The 18,013-nt window shown below is 61.7% G+C and carries 16 protein-coding genes; 9 read left to right on the top strand and 7 right to left on the bottom strand.

Features of this window, described 5'->3' with window-relative positions:
- Window positions 1-349: 349 nt before the first annotated feature.
- The 7 genes from argR to acs form a co-directional block, all read right to left on the bottom strand.
- Window positions 350-1,330 (bottom strand): transcriptional regulator ArgR, encoded by a 981-nt coding sequence (argR, locus tag GDH07_RS19965; protein ID WP_085597271.1) that lies wholly within the window; start codon window positions 1,328-1,330, stop codon window positions 350-352.
- Between the two features lie 113 nt (window positions 1,331-1,443).
- Window positions 1,444-2,208: an ABC transporter ATP-binding protein gene (locus tag GDH07_RS19960; RefSeq protein ID WP_085597272.1), complete on the bottom strand. Its 765-nt coding sequence runs from the start codon at window positions 2,206-2,208 to the stop codon at window positions 1,444-1,446.
- Between the two features lie 23 nt (window positions 2,209-2,231).
- On the bottom strand, window positions 2,232-3,344 hold the full coding sequence (locus GDH07_RS19955; RefSeq protein ID WP_085597273.1) for a succinylglutamate desuccinylase/aspartoacylase family protein: 1,113 nt from the start codon (window positions 3,342-3,344) through the stop codon (window positions 2,232-2,234).
- Between the two features lies 1 nt (window position 3,345).
- Complete coding sequence (locus GDH07_RS19950; RefSeq protein ID WP_022640331.1) at window positions 3,346-4,044, bottom strand: ABC transporter permease; 699 nt, start codon at window positions 4,042-4,044, stop codon at window positions 3,346-3,348.
- A complete protein-coding gene (locus GDH07_RS19945) occupies window positions 4,041-4,730 on the bottom strand; it encodes an ABC transporter permease (RefSeq protein WP_022640332.1) in 690 nt (229 codons plus the stop codon). Before GDH07_RS19945 ends, GDH07_RS19950 begins: the two co-directional genes overlap by 4 nt.
- A gap of 91 nt (window positions 4,731-4,821) precedes the next feature.
- Window positions 4,822-5,598: an ABC transporter substrate-binding protein gene (locus tag GDH07_RS19940; protein ID WP_022640333.1), complete on the bottom strand. Its 777-nt coding sequence runs from the start codon at window positions 5,596-5,598 to the stop codon at window positions 4,822-4,824.
- A gap of 605 nt (window positions 5,599-6,203) precedes the next feature.
- Window positions 6,204-8,159 (bottom strand): acetate--CoA ligase, encoded by a 1,956-nt coding sequence (gene acs / locus GDH07_RS19935; protein ID WP_152898623.1) that lies wholly within the window; start codon window positions 8,157-8,159, stop codon window positions 6,204-6,206.
- 411 nt (window positions 8,160-8,570) lie between these two features.
- Between acs and GDH07_RS19930 the strand changes: the two genes are divergently transcribed.
- The 9 genes from GDH07_RS19930 to GDH07_RS19890 all read left to right on the top strand — a co-directional run bounded on the left by GDH07_RS19930 (window position 8,571) and on the right by GDH07_RS19890 (window position 18,010).
- Complete coding sequence (locus GDH07_RS19930; protein ID WP_083456990.1) at window positions 8,571-8,834, top strand: DUF2790 domain-containing protein; 264 nt, start codon at window positions 8,571-8,573, stop codon at window positions 8,832-8,834.
- A gap of 736 nt (window positions 8,835-9,570) precedes the next feature.
- Complete coding sequence (locus GDH07_RS19925; protein ID WP_085597275.1) at window positions 9,571-10,818, top strand: ribonucleotide-diphosphate reductase subunit beta; 1,248 nt, start codon at window positions 9,571-9,573, stop codon at window positions 10,816-10,818.
- Between the two features lie 621 nt (window positions 10,819-11,439).
- A complete protein-coding gene (locus GDH07_RS19920) occupies window positions 11,440-11,853 on the top strand; it encodes a Rid family hydrolase (protein WP_152898621.1) in 414 nt (137 codons plus the stop codon).
- A complete protein-coding gene (locus GDH07_RS19915) occupies window positions 11,850-13,022 on the top strand; it encodes an MFS transporter (protein WP_152898620.1) in 1,173 nt (390 codons plus the stop codon). The genes GDH07_RS19920 and GDH07_RS19915 overlap by 4 nt, the downstream gene beginning before the upstream one ends.
- 111 nt (window positions 13,023-13,133) lie before the next feature.
- Window positions 13,134-14,390 (top strand): cation:proton antiporter, encoded by a 1,257-nt coding sequence (locus GDH07_RS19910; RefSeq protein WP_178124088.1) that lies wholly within the window; start codon window positions 13,134-13,136, stop codon window positions 14,388-14,390.
- Between the two features lie 24 nt (window positions 14,391-14,414).
- Window positions 14,415-14,690: an acyl carrier protein gene (locus tag GDH07_RS19905; RefSeq protein ID WP_022640338.1), complete on the top strand. Its 276-nt coding sequence runs from the start codon at window positions 14,415-14,417 to the stop codon at window positions 14,688-14,690.
- Window positions 14,687-16,126: a class I adenylate-forming enzyme family protein gene (locus GDH07_RS19900; protein ID WP_152898617.1), complete on the top strand. Its 1,440-nt coding sequence runs from the start codon at window positions 14,687-14,689 to the stop codon at window positions 16,124-16,126. Before GDH07_RS19905 ends, GDH07_RS19900 begins: the two co-directional genes overlap by 4 nt.
- 9 nt (window positions 16,127-16,135) lie before the next feature.
- Entirely contained in the window at window positions 16,136-16,819 is a 684-nt protein-coding gene (locus GDH07_RS19895) for a hypothetical protein (RefSeq protein ID WP_152898615.1), read from the top strand.
- Between the two features lie 48 nt (window positions 16,820-16,867).
- On the top strand, window positions 16,868-18,010 hold the full coding sequence (locus tag GDH07_RS19890) for a beta-ketoacyl-[acyl-carrier-protein] synthase family protein (protein ID WP_218584744.1): 1,143 nt from the start codon (window positions 16,868-16,870) through the stop codon (window positions 18,008-18,010).
- Window positions 18,011-18,013 lie beyond the last annotated feature (3 nt).

Raw genomic sequence — 18,013 nt, 5'->3', positions numbered from 1 at the left:
TGCCCGGCCTTGTCGCCAAGCGACAACTTCTTATAGCGCCAACCCCGGTTTTTCGCGGGTTTATGGCAATGCGACAAATTGCGTCGCAAAGGCGCAGTTTAAACTGCGTGGCGCCTGAACGGCAGGTTTGCCGGGCTAATTATCCACTTGGCCGGCAGCGCCGTTCACACCCAGTCTTGAGCCGTTGCCGCAGGCTGCGACCAGGCATCCTGCACCGATGGAAGCGGCAATGGGAAACGCTTGCAAGGCTCCAATCGCCTTGGTGGCCGATGCCGAGCCATACGCAACCTTCGGCAGCGGCTGCACGAGGCGCCGAACCGCTGCTTGCGAGTACAAAGAAGGAGTGGGGTCAGCCGCGCTCGGCGGGTACGGAAGAGAGCTCGAAGGGGCTGCTGCTGCGCCGCTGGTTGCGGTCTTCGCGCGGGGTGGCGCCAAAGAAGTTGCGATAGGCGCTGGAGAAATGCGGGCCGGAGGAGAAACCGCAGGACAGGCCGATCTGGATGATCGATTTGCTGGTCTGCATCAGCATCTGCCGCGCCTTGTTCAGGCGCAGTTCCAGGTAATACTGGCTCGGCACGCGGTTCAGGTACTGCTTGAAGATCCGCTCCAGCTGGCGCCGGGACACGCAGACATGCTGGGCGATCTCGTCGGTGGTCAACGGCTCCTCGATATTGGCTTCCATCAGCAGCACCGCCTGGGTCAGCTTCGGATGGCTGGAGCCCAGGCGGTTCTGCAACGGAATACGCTGGCGTTCGCCACCTTCGCGGATGCGCTCGACCACCAGCTCCTCGGACACCGCGCCAGCCAGCTCCGCGCCGTGATCCCGGGCCAACACCGCCAGCAGCAGGTCCAGCACCGACATGCCGCCACAGGCGGTCAGCCGATCGCGATCCCAGTCGAACAGGTGGCTGGTGGCGATGACCTTGGGAAAACGCTCGGCGAAATCGTCCTGCCAGCGCCAGTGCACTGCTGCCCGGTAGCCATCCAGCAACCCCAGCTGGGCCAACGGATAGACCCCGGCCGACAACCCGCCGACCACACAACCGGCGCGCACCAGTTGCTTGAGCGCGGTGCCCAGGGCCGAACCCACCGGCGCCGGAGGCTCATCGGCCAGCAGAAACAGCTTCTGGCAACCCTCCAGCTTGCCCGCCCAAGGCTCGCCCGGCAGTTGCCAGGTACCTTCCACGGCTGGCTCGGCCTGGAGGAAGGCCAACTCGTAGACCACTTCCGGATGGACCCGCTGGGCGACGCGCAAGGCCTCCTCGGCCAGCGCCAGCGTCAAGGCTTTAGTGCTGGGCCAAATCAGGAAACCAATTCGATGGGCAGTCATGGCGGGCGATCCGAAACGAAAAACAGTAGGAGAAGCCAAGGGCGGCAGCACCAAGTTAGACCATCTGGCGCAGGGCGCTCAGCATGACCTAATTTGGTGCATAACGGCAGCTATTACTTGAGGCTGCCGGAGAGGAATTGTTGCAAACGTTCTGATTGTGGATTCACCAGCACTTCCCGCGGATTGCCGCTTTCTTCCACCAGGCCCTTGTGCAGGAATACCAGCTGGTTGGAGACCTCCCGGGCAAAGCCCATCTCGTGGGTCACCACCACCATGGTCCGGCCTTCCTGGGCCAGGGACTGCATGACCTTCAGCACGTCGCCCACCAGCTCCGGGTCCAGGGCCGAGGTCGGCTCGTCGAACAGCATCACCTCAGGCTCCATGGCCAAGGCCCGGGCGATCGCCACGCGCTGCTGCTCACCGCCGGACATATGCCCCGGGTAGGCATCCTTGCGATGCGCCACGCCGACCTTGGCCAGGTAGTGCTCGGCCTTCTCGCGGGCTTCGGCCTTGGACACGCCCAGTACATGCACCGGGGCTTCCATGATGTTTTCGATGGCGGTCATGTGCGACCACAGATTGAAGTGCTGGAACACCATCGACAGGCGCGAGCGCATGCGCTGCAACTGCTTGGGGTCGGCGGCCTTGAGGGCACCGTCCTTGCTGGCCACCAGCTTCAGCTCTTCATTGTTCAGCAGGATCTTCCCGGCGTGCGGCTGCTCCAGCAGGTTGATGCAGCGCAGGAAGGTACTCTTGCCCGAGCCACTGGAGCCGATGATGCTGATCACATCGCCGGCCGCGGCCTTCAGGGACACGCCCTTGAGCACTTCATGGCTGCCATAGCGCTTATGCAGGTCTTGGACTTCAAGTTTGTACATGCGGTCGGTTCTCACAAAAACAGTCAGTCGTTGAGCAAGCGCCCGTGACGCAGCGCTTCGCGCCCCGCCACCTTGGCCAGCCAGAAACCGGGTTGGGCATAACGCAGCCGCTCAACGGCGAACAACACGCCGCTGGTGCCAGCACACACCGTGCTGACCCGATCGGATAGAGGATCAATCACTTCAAAAAGCGGCTCGCCCACTTCCACCCAACTACCAGCCGGACGCAGGAAGCTCACCACGCCAGGATGCGGCGCATACAGCAATTCAGTGCCTTCGAAGGGCATGCCCTCGCAAGCTTCACGTCCTGGCGCCGGCCATTGCCCGGCAATCAGCCCTTGCTCGGCAAGGAACGCCAGGATGCCTTCGGCATGCGCCTCGGCCTGGGGCCGGCCGGTGTCGGCCTGGCCACCCAGCTCGAGGGTGGTCGCCAGGCATGCCAGGGGGATCTGCGCCTCGGGGAACTGCCGCGACAAACGCAACCAGGGCAGCGAACAGGCCTCGTCGAACGAGCTGCCGCCAGAATCTTCCGCCAGCAGGCCCACCCGTACATCCAGGTGAGCCGCCAGGGAACGCCACTGCGGCCAATGCTGCGGCAAGGCGTACATATGCAAGGCCGCCTCGGCATCGCAGTGCAGGTCCAGCACCACGTCGGCGGTGCAGGCATGCGCCAGCAACACTCGCTGCATGCCCTGCAGCTGGCTGGCGGCCGGCGGCAATTCGGCCAGCACATCGGCCATGGCCTGGCGGATCAGCTGGACGTTGGCGTGGGCATCGTCACCCAGGCGCCCCTCCAGGCGCTGGGCCACTGGCGCGCTGAGCTCGACGAAATCACGGTTGAAGTTCTTGCCGCTGCCGGCTTCGAAACGCCCCTGGTGATTGCCTTGCAGCAACTGCCCAAGACCCAGCGGATTGGCCACTGGCACCAGCTCGACGACGCCCTTGAGGGCGCCCTGGGCCTCCAGCTCGGCCAGGCGCTTCTTCAACTCCCAGGCGGTACGCATGCCAGGCAGTTCGTCTGCATGCAGGCTGGCCTGGATATAGGCCTTGCGCTCCCCGCTGCCGAAACGGAATACCGAGATGCTGCGCTCGCTACCCAGGTGGCTCCAGGGCAATGGATGATCGATACGTTCCATATCAGTGCTTCCGCGGCGCCAGGTAGCGCAGCCAGCGGCCTTCGGCCAGCTTGAACAGGCGCACCAGGATGAAGGTCAGGCACAGGTAGAAGACGCCGGCGGTGATGTAGGCCTCGAACGGCAGGTAGTACTGCGCATTGACGGTACGGGCCGCGCCAGTGATGTCGATCAGGGTGACGATGGAGGCCAGGCTGGTGGTCTGCAGCATCATGATCACTTCGTTGCTGTATTGCGGCAGCGCCCGGCGCAGGGCCGACGGCAGGAGGATGCGGCGATACATCTTGTAGCGCGACATGCCCATGGCCTTGGCCGCCTCGATCTCGCCGTTAGGCGTGGCCTTGAGGCTGCCGGCGATGATCTCGGCGGTATAGGCGCTGGTGTTGATGGCGAAGGCCAGGCAGGCACAGAAGGTCGCGCTGGACAGCCAGGGCCAGAGGAAGCTTTCGCGTACCGCTTCGAACTGCGCCAGGCCGTAGTAGATCAGGAACAGCTGCACCAGCATCGGGGTGCCACGGATCACGTAGGTGTAGAGCCAGGCGGTCATGTTCACCAGCGGCTGCTTGGACACGCGCATCAGTCCCAGGGGCAGCGCCACCAGCAAGCCGAAGAACAGCGACAGCGCCAGCAGTTTCAGGGTGGTCAGCAGGCCGCTGAAATACAGCGGCAAGGCATCATAGATGACGTTGTAGTCGAAGATCATAGATCAGCCGCCCTTACGCCTACCGAGTAGCGCTTCTCAAGGTGACGCAGCGCCAGCAACGAGACACTGGTGATCACCAGGTACATGGCCGCCACTGCGAGGAAGAAGGTGAAAGGCTCGCGGGTGGCATCCGCCGCCTGCTTGGCCTTGAACATCATGTCTTGCAGGCCCACCACGGAAATCAGCGCGGTGGCCTTGGTCAGCACCAGCCAGTTGTTGGTGAAGCCGGGAATCGCCAGGCGGATCATCTGCGGCACCAGCACCCGGAAGAACACTTGCGTACTGCTCATGCCGTAGGCCATGCCGGCCTCCGCTTGCCCCTTAGGAATCGCCATGAAGGCGCCACGGAAGGTTTCCGACAGGTAGGCCCCGAAGATGAAGCCCAAAGTACCGATACCGGCAGCCAGCGGGTTGAGGTCGATGTAGTCGTCGTAGCCCAGCAACGGTGCCACGCGATTGAGCAGATCCTGGCCGCCGTAGAAGATCAGCAGGATCAGCACCAGATCGGGAATACCACGGATCACCGTGGAGTACAGGTCGCCCAGCCAGGCCAGCCAGCGTACCGGCGAGAGGCGCAGCGCGACCCCGATCAGACCTAGAACGATGGCCAGGGCCATGGACGACAAGGCGAGCTGAAGCGTCAGCCAAGCGCCATCGAGGATGACAGCCCCGTAGCCTTTCAACATGATTCAGGTCCTCGAAAATTGGGATGAAAAAATGGCGCAAACTTCAGAGATTCTGCTGCTTGCGCCATCTCGGACTGACAGGTTCGACGGATTACTTGCCGTAGATATCGAAGTCGAAGTACTTGTCCTGGATTTCCTTGTATTTGCCGTTCTCGCGAATGGCGGCGATGGCGGCATTGATCTTGTCCAGATCAGCCTTGTCGCCCTTGCGCACGGCGATCCCTACGCCGTCGCCGAAGTACTTGACGTCAGTGAAGGCCGGACCGACGAAGGCAAAGCCCTTGCCGGCATCGGTCTTCAGGAAACCGTCATTCAACAGGGTAGCGTCCGCCACGGTGCCGTCGAGGCGACCGGCCGCTACATCCAGGTAGATCTCGTTCTGCGAGCCGTATGGCTTGATCTGGGCGCCCAGGGGAGCCAGGACCTCACGGGCGAAACGCTCGTGGATCGAACCGCGCTGCACGCCGATGTTCTTGCCCTTGAGCTCGGCCATGCCGTCGCTGACCTGGGTCCCGGCCTTCATCACCAGGCGCGCAGGAGTGTTGTAGTACTTGTTGGTGAAGTCCACGGACTTGCGGCGATCGTCGGTGATCGACATGGAGGACAGGATCGCGTCGATCTTGCGTACCTTCAGTGCCGGGATCAGGCCATCGAACTCCTGCTCGACCCACACGCACTTGACCTTCATCTGCTCGCACAGGGCATTGCCGATGTCGTAGTCGAAACCGACGATGCTGCCATCCGGAGCCTTGGAGGCGAATGGAGGGTAAGCCGCTTCGATACCAATTTTCAGGGGCTTTTCGTCGGCGACGGTCGGCAGGGACAGCACGGACAGTGCCAGGGCGCCAAGAAGCACGAGTTTCTTCATTCTTAGAACTCCATCGGTAAAGGGCGAAAACGGCAGAGTGAGCAACAGCCCAATATGCGAATGGGTGAACCCTCAATAGCGGCGCTGCGTCCTGAAAAGCCCGGAAAGGGACTCACACACAGGTAACGACGAGCGAGTGACCGGCATTCTAACGACAGGCCGGAAGCCGATATTTCCTCAATGCGACAACAAATTACAGAAGCACCGAGAACGCCGGGGCGGCATATTGACAGCTCTTCAGGATTATGCAAGAGCAAAAGACAGTGAACCGATCTACGTTGCAAATTGCGGGCCTATTATTGGCAAAGCCTTCTATTCCGGCAAGCGCAGCGTGATGACTTATTTTTTACATGGATATAAAAGGCCCTGAAACGGCGCCCGACGTTTCCCATCGCCCCGAAATTGGGCGCAGGGTTACACCTTCGCCCAACCCGGTAACATTCAGATACGTCTACCGGGCAAACCGATATTTATTCGCCCCTCCCAACCGACCGGCCCCACTGCGCGCAAAGCGCCAGCACAGAGGGCTTCGCGGGGATTTATCCGACCCATGAAAAAGCCCCGCCCGGCATCGCCGGGCGGGGCTCATCGAACCAGCAAGCGCCTCAGGCGACGTTCATGGTCTTGTGGGTGTCGATCAAGTGCTGCACCACGCTCGGATCGGCCAAGGTGGAGATATCGCCCAGGCCTTCGTATTCCGCCGTCGCGATCTTGCGCAGGATCCGCCGCATGATCTTGCCGGAACGGGTCTTGGGCAGGCCTGGCGCCCACTGGATGACATCCGGCGATGCGATCGGGCCGATCTCCTTGCGCACCCAGTTCTTCAGCTCGGCGCGCAGGGCTTCGCTTGGCTCCTCACCGCCATTGAGGGTCACATAGACGTAGATGCCTTGGCCCTTGATATCGTGAGGCACGCCAACCACCGCCGCCTCGGCGACTTTCGGGTGGGCGACCATCGCGCTCTCGATCTCGGCAGTGCCCATGCGATGCCCGGAGACGTTGAGCACATCGTCCACGCGCCCGGTGATCCAGTAGTAGCCGTCCTCGTCGCGACGCGCACCGTCACCGGTGAAATACATGCCGCGGAAGGTCTTGAAGTAGGTATCGACGAACCGGTCATGGTCGCGGTACAGGGTCCGCGCCTGGCCCGGCCAGGAATCGAGGATCACCAGGTTGCCCTCGGCGGCGCCTTCGATGATGTTCCCCAGGTTGTCCACCAGGGCCGGCACCACGCCGAAGAATGGCCGCGCCGCGGAACCCGGCTTCAGCGCATGGGCACCGGGCAGCGGGCTCATCAGGGTCGCGCCGGTCTCGGTCTGCCACCAGGTGTCGACGATCGGGCAACGGGACTGGCCGACATTCTTGTAGTACCAGTCCCAGGCTTCCGGATTGATCGGCTCGCCCACCGAGCCCAGCAGGCGCAGGCTGCTGCCGTCGGCGCCTTCGCAAGCGGCGGTGCCCGAGGCCATCATGGCGCGGATCGCGGTCGGAGCGGTGTAGAGGATGTTGACCTTGTGCTTGTCGACGATCTTCGCCACCCGGGTCACGTCCGGATAGTTGGGCACGCCTTCGAACAGCACGGTGGTAGCGCCGTTGGCCAGCGGCCCGTAGACGATATAGGTATGGCCGGTGACCCAGCCCACGTCGGCGGTGCACCAGTAGACTTCGCCCGGACGGTAGTCGAAGACCCGCTCGTGGGTCAGCGACGCATACAGCAGGTAGCCGCCAGTGGTGTGCTGCACGCCCTTGGGCTTGCCGGTGGAACCGGAGGTATAGAGGATGAACAGGGCCTCTTCGGCACCCATTTCCTTCGGTGCGCAGACACTGCCGGCGACCTTCATCAGGTCCTCGTACCAGATGTCGCGATGCTGGTTCCACTTGATGTCGCCACCGGTGCGCTTGCACACGATGACCTTCTGGATGCTGTTGGTTTCCGGGTTGGTCAAGGCGTCGTCGACATTGGCCTTGAGCGAGATCTTCTTGCCGGCACGGATGCCTTCGTCGGCGGTGATCACCACTTTCGAACGGCAGTCGATGATGCGACCGGCCAGGGCCTCCGGCGAGAAGCCGCCGAACACCACCGAGTGGATCGCGCCGATACGGGTACAGGCCAGCATGGCCACCACCGCCTCGGGGATCATCGGCATATAGATAGTCACCACGTCGCCGCGGTGCACGTCCTGGCCACGCAGGGCGTTGGCGAACTTGCAGACTTCTTCATGCAGTTCGCGGTAGGTGATGTTGCGGCTCTCGGAAGGGTCGTCGCCCTCCCAGATGATCGCCACCTGGTCGCCACGCTCGGCAAGGTGACGGTCCAGGCAGTTGTAGGAGACGTTCAAGGTGCCATCGGCGAACCACTTGATATCGACATGATGATCGTCGAAGGAGGTCTGCTTCACCGTGGTAAAAGGCTTGATCCAGTCGAGACGCTTGCCCTGCTCGCGCCAGAAACCGTCCGGGTTCACGACCGACTGCTGGTACATGGCCTTGTAAGTCGCCTCGTCAGTCAGCGTCTTGACCAGAACCTCGGGACGAACGGGATACACAGAAGCCGCACTCATCTTTCTTACCTCGGTGACATAGTTGTTTTTGTATGACCCCGTTGTAGCCGGGGGACGCCTATAGAACCATTCGACGATGGTAGTAACAACCCCCAGCGAAAGGCCCCAGGATCTAGCGAAACCCTTCAAGAACAAGCCCTGGAGGCATATCGAGGCAATCCGAAAATGTTCGCGCAGGTCTCTGGAAAGGGCTTTTTCGGCGATTGTTACAAAAACTGTCAAAAGTGTTTATCAAAAGTACGCCTATATGGCGCCCCGCCCCACGCCTAAAATCTGCCTCGCCCAACAGGCAAACTGATTAACCAAGTTGCAGCCCCCACGAAGGCAGTTAATCAAACTTCTACTCAAGTTCCACACGCAGCCCCAAAAAGGCTGCGTGACCCCACACGACCTTAGAAAGGTAAAATGCAAATGAAAGCTTTATTAGTTCTGGCCCTCAGCAGTCTGTGCGCTACAGCGATGGCTGATGAGATCCCGACTGATGCCGCCAGCCAGCAAGTAGCAGTAGAGGAATACACTTACTCCACGGACTTGGATATCGCCAAAGTTATTTCCATGAGCGAAGTTCCAGAAGTATGTGAAGTTGTACCGGCACGCATGGAATATGAAGATTCCAAAGGTCTGCGACATATTCTCCAATACCGCGTAATGGGTAACGGTTGCTCCAACGGCTGATAACCGCCCCGCCGCCCAGGCCTCGATGACCGCCGGCCGCAAGAAATCCCTCTTGCGGCAAAGATGCCCGGCACACTGGGGTTCCAGCACAGGCATCGTTGCACAACGTGCGACCACGACAATCGCATGCATTTTTTCCGGAATGTACGTCACCGTCCGCCACACCGATGACACCTGCTCGAAAGTCGCTACCAATGACGCGGATTGATGGCGACTTGCCCCTACTCGGGAGATCCGCAAGGCGCTTCGACAGGACCAAGCACCAGCTTTTGAGTTGTGTCAAAACCCTGGAAATCGCCTTGAAAAACACAACATCTAGTAAATTTGGTTGTTTTTTGACCGAATCATGGATTTTTTTGCCCGCCTGAAAAAAAAACTTCTCCAGCCAAAGCCCTGTAAACCCGCGCTCTGCCTCAAATCCCTCGCCTTCCTCGGCTCACCTGCGCCCATCGGTCGCCCCACGCCCCTGAAAATATCCTTATAATGCGTCCTCAAAACGGGCCTGCAACATTCCCTTACCGGATGAAACGACCTGCTGGACCTCGCGCCGGAGCCGACACCCTCAGCCCTGCCCGACAGCAGCCTCAAGCACCCGCAGACGAATTTCTGTTTATTGCCTGCGTCACTGCTGCAACAAACGATTTCTTTGATTTAACGCGGCCAGTAGCGCCGTGTGAAAAGCCAACCCTTTTGTTTTCACACGGGCATCTGGCCCTCAAGCAGGAGACGACACGTCATGCTGAGCTGGGACGAATTCGATAAAGAAGAAAGCGAAGCCACGGCCAAGGGCACCAATGCCGGCCAGGCTTCCGACGCCACCATGGACCGCCTCGACAGCGCCGGTGGTGCCGCCGCCCTCGAAGCCCGCGCCGTGACCTCCGCCGACTCGGCCGCCGTGGTTCGCGCCAAGGCCGCCCTGGACGAGCTGGACATCGCCGAGGGCCTGGCCGAACTGGAAGGCTCCGCTGCCCGCGTCGCCGTTGACGAAAAGCGCATGATCAACTGTCGCGCCGACCTCAACCAGCTGGTGCCATTCAAATACGACTGGGCCTGGCAGAAGTACCTGGACGGCTGCGCCAACCACTGGATGCCGCAGGAGGTCAACATGACCGCCGACATCGCCCTGTGGAAGAGCGCCGAAGGCCTGACCGACGACGAGCGCCGCATCGTCATGCGCAACCTGGGCTTCTTCTCCACCGCCGACTCCCTGGTCGCCAACAACCTGGCCCTGGCCGTGTACCGCCTGATCACCAACCCCGAGTGCCGCCAGTACATCCTGCGCCAGGCCTTCGAGGAAGCGATCCACACCCACGCCTACCAGTACTGCATCGAGTCGCTGGGCATGGATGAAGGCGAGATCTTCAACATGTACCACGAGATCCCTTCGGTCGCGAAGAAAGCCGCCTGGGGCCTGCGCTATACCCGCTCGATCTCCGATCCGGAATTCGATACCGGCACCGTAGAGACCGACAAGGAACTGCTGCGCAACCTGATCGCCTACTACTGCGTACTGGAAGGCATCTTCTTCTACTGCGGCTTCACCCAGATCCTGTCCATGGGCCGCCGCAACAAGATGACCGGCGTCGCCGAGCAGTTCCAGTACATCCTGCGCGACGAATCCATGCACCTGAACTTCGGTATCGACGTGATCAACCAGATCAAGATCGAGAACCCGCACCTGTGGGATGCCGAGATGAAGGAAGAAGCTACCCAGATGATCCTGCAGGGCACCCAGCTGGAGATCGAATACGCTCGCGACACCATGCCGCGCGGCGTACTGGGGATGAACGCGGCAATGATGGAGGACTACCTCAAGTTCATCGCCAACCGTCGCCTGTCGCAGATCGGCCTGAAGGAAGAATACCCGGGCACCACCAACCCGTTCCCGTGGATGAGCGAGATCATGGACCTGAAGAAAGAGAAGAACTTCTTCGAGACCCGCGTGATCGAGTACCAGACCGGTGGCGCGCTGAGCTGGGACTGAGTTCCACGTTCACCCAACCGGCCCCACGAAAAGCCCTGACCTGGTCAGGGCTTTTTTATGGCCGCTTCTTCTATATAGACAGTCCTCGCAAGCCGCCCTGCCTCCCTCCCCTCAGCGACGGGCGCCCCTCGCCTCTGCCCTTCTCCCAAACCGTCGACAACAAGCCATGCCAGCCCAGTGGCCACTATCCATCCGTCGAACCTACTGTACCCGTAACACCCCAGGCACTAGCCGCACCAAGACAGCACAAGCAGACCCGGCAGTCACTTCCAAACTAGCTAGTTCAAAAAAACCTTGGAAAGACCAAGGCTAGTTCGAGCATGTAACGCCATTGACAGAAAAAACAATGCAACTTGCAGCCCTTCTGCAACACCGGCGTCATTTATCAGGGAGCACTTCTTTGGTGCGATGAATGCACCAATAACAAACATTTTCCAGGGAATTTAATAGCCACTTAACAACGAAAACATCTGTTTAGATAAACTTACATAAACACATCTATCTCCTAAATAATCCGCAAGACACTTTAGAAAAAATGCATTTTTTGGCTTTTTTTTCACTAGACACCGGCTATTTTGCTCGCCTATATTCGGTCTGCCCTACAGCCAAGGAAGTGCTTAAATGAATGTTCGGCAATTGCATTCATCCAACTCGAAGTGGGAAACGATATTTGGCTTCTCACGTGCAATAGAAGTTGGCGATACATTGTATGTATCAAAAACCGGCCCCCTGGACGCCAATGGAGAAATAACCGCGACAGGTGTTACCGAACAGACACGCGCAGTTATTGAAAACATCTCGCGAGTTATCGAAAAAGCCAACTTCAAACTTGAAGATGTCATACAAAGCCGGCTCTACCTGACCGAGATCGACAACTGGCAAGAGGCCGCCACCGTACATGGACATTACTTCCATGCCATCCGGCCGGCCTTCACATTGCTTCACGTGCTGCCATTCCCCGAACGGAAAATGATCGTTGCCATGGAAGTCGTGGCCCGCCGCCAACAGCCTGCCGCCGTTTCGGAGTCGCCATGAACGCCTCGCCCCTCTTCACGCTCTTCGCCACCGTGGCCGCGGGAATGGCCATGGCCAGCAACTACCTGCTGCAACCGGTCCTGCCGGCGGTCGCCGCGACCCTGGGTATCGACCTGGCGAGCGCCGGCCTGATCGCCGCCAGCACCCAGATCGGCTACATGCTCGGCATCTTGCTGATCGTGCCCCTGGGGGATGTGCTCGACAAACGCAGCCAGATCACCTGGCAGTTCCTGATGCTGGGCGCGGCGATCTGCTTCGCGGCGCTCTGCAGCTCTACTGTGCCGTTTTTCCTGGCCTGCATCGTCATCGGCAGCATGGCCACCAATGCCATCCAGCTCAATGCACTGGGCTTCCAGCTCAGCGAAAAAGGCAGCACGGTGGGCACCATCACCATGGGCATCAGCGCCGGCATCCTGTTGGCCAGATTCGTCGGCGGAGCGATCGCCCAGGCCTGGGGCTGGCAACACATGCTGATGTGTATCGGCGCAGCGATGTTGGTACTGGCGCTGGTGGGCCGGATGGTGATGCCCGCATCCCCACCCCGGGGTCGCGCCTCATACCGGGAGATACTGGGCAGCCTGCCCGGACTGCTGGGGCGCTATCCGCTTCTACGCGAGTCGGTCATGGTGGGTGGGGCCTGGTTCTTCGTCTTCAGCCTGTTGTGGGTCGCGTTGATGCTGCACCTGCAGGCCGCGCCACTCAACCTCGACCCCACCACCACCGGGCTGTTCGGCCTGGCGGGCCTGGCCGGACTGCTGCTGGCCCGCTACGCCGGCGCCCTTGCGGACCGGATCGGCAGCCGCGCGGTGATCGCCCTGGGCCTGGCGCTGGTGCTGGCTGGCGTCGCGGTGCTCTACCTGTTCCCCTATTCCATGGTCGGCCTGGTGATCGGCGTCGTGCTCTTCGACCTGGGGTGCTTCTGCGCGCAAGTGGCGAACCAGACTCGTGCCCTTCGCCTTGAACCCACTTTGCGCAGCAGCCTGTTTGCCGTCTACATGTTCTGTTATTACGGCGCCGGAGCCCTGGGTTCATTATCCGCCGGTTATATCTACCAACAATCGGGGTGGCGCGGCATATGTATAAGTGCATTCAGCGTCACCGCTATTGGACTGCTAGTAACCTGGATAAATAACAAGAACACCGCACTCGATATACAAGCCGCCAAATAGAGCCGGCGTACTAACGCAACAACTTCCTACTACCTGGAACAACTTGACTTGCCAGACGCAAAGTCATGCGCCTGGCCGTGCCCGTGAACCGCACCAATGGAGATGACTGTCATGTTCACCATTCAACTACTGGCGATACTTCTCCTCAGCCAGTTGCTGGGCGGCCTGGCGCAACGCATAGGCCAATGCCGGGTAGTCGGAGAAATCACCGCCGGCATCTTGCTCGGTCCCACCTTCCTGCAACCGCTGCTGCAGTCCATGGGAGTGCAATCCTCGCTGTTCGCCGCCGAGCACATCGGCTGGATCGGCACGTTGGCCGAATTGGCCCTGGTGCTGCTGATGTTCGAGGTGGGCATGCACATCGCCCCGGACAACGGCCGGCACAGCCGCCAGGAAAACCAGGCGGCGCTGAAGATCGCCGCGGCCGGCCTGGTGTTGCCGTTCATCGCCGGCACCGTCGTCGCCTGGTACGCCCATCCGGTACTGGCTCCCAGCTTCGACCAGTGGTCCTTCATCGTGTTCTGCGGCATTGCCCTGGCGGTGTCCGCCCTGCCGGTGATGATCCGCATCGTCGAGGACCTGGGGATCAGCGACCTGCCGGCGGTGGCCGTGACGCTGCGTGCCGCCGTACTGACCGATATCGCCGGCTGGCTGGCCCTGGGGGCAGTGATCGTGTTCTCCGCCTTTCACCACGACCTGAAGCTGGTGGCGCTGTTCGGTTTCTGCCTGTTGCTGGGGGTCGCCAGCTACGTCGCCCTGTCGCTGCAATGGGTCGAGCGAGTCCTGGCCAGGGCCGAAGCCGACGAATATCCACGCCACCTGCCCTGGGTGCTGTGCTACCTGCTGGCCAGCGCCTGGATCACCATGCACCTGCAACTGCACGCCGGGATCGGCGCCCTGCTGGCAGGCGCCATGATCAGCCGCGCACCGGGTTTCGCCAGCTACTGGAACCGGCAGATCGGCGGCTTCCTGAGGATCTTCCTGCTGCCGGTGTTCTTCGCCAGCGCCGGGCTCAAGACCTCCCTGAGCACCGCGGGCAACGCCTTGGAGCTCAAGTGGTTGCTGATCTTCCTGGTGGCGGCCTTCGTCAGCAAGTTCTTCGGTGCCTACCTGGGGGCCCGCCGCAGCGGCTTCTCCTACCAGGACTCGACCCTGACCGGCGCCCTGATGAACACCCGCGGCCTGATGGAATTGGTGGTGCTGTCCATCGGCCTGGAGCTGCAGCTGATTTCCCCCACCGTCTACAGCCTGCTGGTGACCGTGGCCCTGATCGTCACGGCCACCACTACGCCCCTGGTGCGTCGAGTGACGCAACGCGCCCCCCGAGCATTCGCCCGACCCGCCATCGCGGAAAAAAACTTCAACTGATGCACTGACCTTGTGGAGCTAGACATGACCCAGCTGAACGCCACTCTTGTAGCCAATAAGATCAAGGAAATCATTGCCGAGCGCCTGGACCTGGACATACCGGTTTCGGGAATCAACGAGGCCGCCGGCCTGGCATCGGAAGTCGGAGTCGATTCCATCGGCTTCATCGAACTCAAGTTCCAGTGCGAAGAGGAGTTCCAGATCCAGATCGCCGAAGAAGAATTCGTGCCCGAGCACTTCTTCAGTGTCCATACGCTGTCCAGCCTGGTCCTGGAAAAGTCCGGGGCGCTGCAAGCATGAACGGCCTGGTCAACTTCAGGCACAGGGAACACTACATTGCCCCTGGCCAATTGCTGAACGTCTCCACCACCGCCAGCGTGGGTACAGGAGCCAGGTTGCCGCAGCTGCACGAGGACTACCTGGCCTACTGGCAGGGGCAGTCGCTGCCGCTGGGCCAGGTGGTGCTGATCGCCCTGCCCAACGGCCCCGACCTGCTGGCCATGTTCGCCGCCGTGCTGAACAGCGGTTATGTCCCGGCGCTGATCGCCCCCAGCACCCCCGGCGAGCGGATCGCGCAGATGATCATCGACTTCGCCGCCGGCGCCCTGGTGCGTTCCAGCACCCAGGCCTCCACCTGGGCCGGCTACGGCCTCCAGCAGGCCGAAGACCTGGGGCGCTGGCAGGTCGGGCAAGTGACCAACGCCCCACTGCCGGTCACCCTGCCCGGCCAGGTCGTCATCGCCACCTCGGGCACCTCGCGGGCCTTCAGCAGCGGTTGCGTGCACTGGTTCAGCTCGCTGCAGGCCAACGCCCTGCGCCACGCCCGCAGCATCGGCCTGACCCGGTCCGACCGGATCCTGGTCAACCTGCCGATGTACTACTCCACCGCCCTGGTCGCCCAGACCATCGCGGCCCTGGAACTGGGGGCGCACCTGGTCATCAGCGGACCGCCATTCCTGGTCCCCACCTACCTGGAAGACATCCGCGAACACCGCATCAGCGCCAGTTCGGTGACGCCAGTGCTGTTGCGCCAGATCAACGCCCAGCCACAGCCCTTCGCCCGCTGCCTGCGCCTGCTCACCGTAGGTGGCGACCTGGCGGCACCCACGGAGGTGAGTCAGTGCCTGGAGGCCAACCCCGGCCTCGAGCTGTACCTGACCTATGGCATCAGCGAAGCCGGGCCCCGGGTCTCGACCTGCGCGGCGCACCGGGTTGGCCCCCAGCGCCTGGCTTCGGTGGGACTGCCCCTGGATGGCACCCACGTCATGCTCCTGCGCTCGAGCCAGGACAGCAACGAGGGCGAACTGCTGGTGAGTTCGGACACCCTGCTGACCAGGAAGATCGGCCAGGACAACCAGAGTCCCTTCATCGAACTGCACGGCAAGCGCTGGCTGAGGACCGGCGACATCTTCAGCCAGGACCCCGATGGCTACCTGTACTTCAAGGGCCGCAACTCGGACTTCATCGTCATTCGCGATGAAAAAGTGAACCTGGGAGCGATCAAGCAACTGTGCAAGCGCGTGCCAGGGGTCCTCGCCTGCCGCACCGAAGTGATCAGCGAAGCCTCGATGCTCGCGGGCTTCCAGCTGGAACTGACAGTCGACCGGGAGGTGGTCCGGGAACACCAGGGCGACCACTTCAAGACCCGCCTGCTCAAGCAGCTCAAGCACTACGAACGACCCCTGGCGATCGCCCTGCTGCACCGCGACGCCTTGAGCATGACGAACCACAAGTAAGGAATCCTCATGAACAGCCACACCCAATCACTGGCCCGGCAGGTCGTCGCGCTGCACGGCCTGCGCTCGATCGAGGACATCATGGCCAAGGTGCCCTTGACCCTGTGCCATGTGCTGCAGGAATCGGATGTATTCCAGACCTACGCCCCCGAGATCGTCCGCCTGAAGTATCCGCAGGAGCAGTGGGCGCAGCACATCGAGCGCTACGAGCACTACCGGGACCAGGTGATCGCCGCGCTGAGCGTGGACGATTATCTGCAAGCCATGCTCGACCCCGGTACCCGCCTGCCTTGCTTCTGTTCGCAGATGGCGGACGTGGCCGGCACCCTGCTGCATGTGATGACCGGCGAGCGCGTCTATGCCGTGCGCAACATCTTCGTCAACTACCTGTACCTGCCCCAGCGCTGGCACTGCATCAATGCCGTGGTCAGGGACCAGCGCATCCGCTACTTCGATGTCTCGGCCTACGCCCAGGTCCTGGACAAGCCCAAGCGCAAGCTGGTCCATCCGGCTGAACTGGAGGGCTTCAATGCCGCCGACATCGCCCCGCGCTTCATCCACAGCGAGCGCTGGCTGCAAAAGGACCCCTTTCTGCGCCAGATCAAACTCAAGGGCAACCACATCCAGGACAACTTCTATCCCTCGCCGGTGAGCGGCAAGCCGCTGGACGAGTTTCAACGAACCTTCAATTGACCACGGTTGCCCGGCCCCCGTGCCGGCAACCCTTAACTCCTGCGCAATATGTATGAGGTGGCGATCATGGAAGTCAGATCAAATGTCGTCGTTGTTACAGGTCTTGGATGGAATACCGCATTGGGCGACGACGTGGAGGTCGTCACCGCCCGCCTGCTCGCCGGAGAGTCGGGGATACGGCCGCTACCCAGCGAACTGCGGCTCAAGAACGATAGTGCCGGGTACCTCGAGGATGTCGGCAACCCCGACCACAAGGCCCGCTTGATCGAGTTCACCAGCAAAGCAGTGGAAGCGGCGCTGCGCGATGCCCGGCTCGATGGCCAGACGCCCAATCCCCATGCACGGCTGATCATCGGCACGAGCCTGGGCTACCGCCTGGATAGTGGACAGTTCCACCAGGATCCGCTGTACCAGTGGGTCGACGACGTAGGGGCGCGGGTCGGCATGAACGCCCTGGCGCTGTCGACCGCTTGCTCGTCGGGCTCCGATGCCATCTTGCTGGGTGCGCACCTGATCCGCTCGGGGCAGGCCGACTTGTGCGTCTGCGGCGGCGCCGACGTGCTGGGGGATGCCAAGCGGCTGGCCCACACCGCCCTGGGGACGCTCTCGGCGACCCGCCTGAAGTCCTTCGACCAAAGCCACGACGGCACCCTGCTGGGTGAAGGCGCGGGATTTGTCGTGCTGCAGCGTGAGGGCCTGGAAAAACACAAGCCCCACGCCTACCTGCTCGGCTGCGGCGCTGCCAACGATGCCGCCGGCCTGACCGCGCCGGATGAAACCGGGGCCGGCATCCGCCTGGCGCTGGATCGCGCCCTGGCCCAGGCCGACCTGAGCCGCAACCAGGTCGGGCTGATCAACGCCCACGGCTCGGGCACCTACACCAACGACCGGGTCGAAAGCGCCGCCTACAACGAGTACTTCGGCGACTACCACCCGCTGGTCTTCGCCACCAAGGGCGCCTTCGGCCACACCCTGGGGGCCACCGGCGCCATCGAGGCCATCGCCTTGATCAAGGCCCTGCAGACCCAGGCCGTCCCCCCGGTCCATGGCCTGCAGCAACCACTGCCGAACCTGGAGTTCGACCTGCCGCTGCAGCGGCCGTCCAGCACCCGCAGCCAGGTGGGCCTGAGCCTGACCATCGGCTTCGGCGGCTTCAACACGGCCCTGGTGTTCCAGCGCTTCGACCAATAAGGC

This window comes from Pseudomonas piscis (genome assembly GCF_009380155.1).
Lineage (GTDB): Bacteria > Pseudomonadota > Gammaproteobacteria > Pseudomonadales > Pseudomonadaceae > Aquipseudomonas > Aquipseudomonas piscis.
Note: the sequence above shows the minus strand (reverse complement) of the source record. Positions and strands in the feature narration are given on the sequence as shown.

Bases quoted from the DNA above. Each gene is read 5' to 3' on its own strand.
- argR (WP_085597271.1), bottom strand. From the start codon at position 1,330: ATGACTGCCCATCGAATTGGTTTCCTGATTTGGCCCAGCACTAAAGCC.
- acs (WP_152898623.1), bottom strand. From the start codon at position 8,159: ATGAGTGCGGCTTCTGTGTATCCCGTTCGTCCCGAGGTTCTGGTCAAG.
- GDH07_RS19895 (WP_152898615.1), top strand. From the start codon at position 16,136: ATGAACAGCCACACCCAATCACTGGCCCGGCAGGTCGTCGCGCTGCAC.
- GDH07_RS19930 (WP_083456990.1), top strand. From the start codon at position 8,571: ATGAAAGCTTTATTAGTTCTGGCCCTCAGCAGTCTGTGCGCTACAGCG.
- GDH07_RS19915 (WP_152898620.1), top strand. From the start codon at position 11,850: ATGAACGCCTCGCCCCTCTTCACGCTCTTCGCCACCGTGGCCGCGGGA.
- GDH07_RS19920 (WP_152898621.1), top strand. From the start codon at position 11,440: ATGAATGTTCGGCAATTGCATTCATCCAACTCGAAGTGGGAAACGATA.
- GDH07_RS19945 (WP_022640332.1), bottom strand. From the start codon at position 4,730: ATGTTGAAAGGCTACGGGGCTGTCATCCTCGATGGCGCTTGGCTGACG.
- GDH07_RS19910 (WP_178124088.1), top strand. From the start codon at position 13,134: ATGTTCACCATTCAACTACTGGCGATACTTCTCCTCAGCCAGTTGCTG.
- GDH07_RS19955 (WP_085597273.1), bottom strand. From the start codon at position 3,344: ATGGAACGTATCGATCATCCATTGCCCTGGAGCCACCTGGGTAGCGAG.
- GDH07_RS19900 (WP_152898617.1), top strand. From the start codon at position 14,687: ATGAACGGCCTGGTCAACTTCAGGCACAGGGAACACTACATTGCCCCT.
- GDH07_RS19890 (WP_218584744.1), top strand. From the start codon at position 16,868: ATGTATGAGGTGGCGATCATGGAAGTCAGATCAAATGTCGTCGTTGTT.
- GDH07_RS19905 (WP_022640338.1), top strand. From the start codon at position 14,415: ATGACCCAGCTGAACGCCACTCTTGTAGCCAATAAGATCAAGGAAATC.
- GDH07_RS19925 (WP_085597275.1), top strand. From the start codon at position 9,571: ATGCTGAGCTGGGACGAATTCGATAAAGAAGAAAGCGAAGCCACGGCC.
- GDH07_RS19950 (WP_022640331.1), bottom strand. From the start codon at position 4,044: ATGATCTTCGACTACAACGTCATCTATGATGCCTTGCCGCTGTATTTC.
- GDH07_RS19960 (WP_085597272.1), bottom strand. From the start codon at position 2,208: ATGTACAAACTTGAAGTCCAAGACCTGCATAAGCGCTATGGCAGCCAT.
- GDH07_RS19940 (WP_022640333.1), bottom strand. From the start codon at position 5,598: ATGAAGAAACTCGTGCTTCTTGGCGCCCTGGCACTGTCCGTGCTGTCC.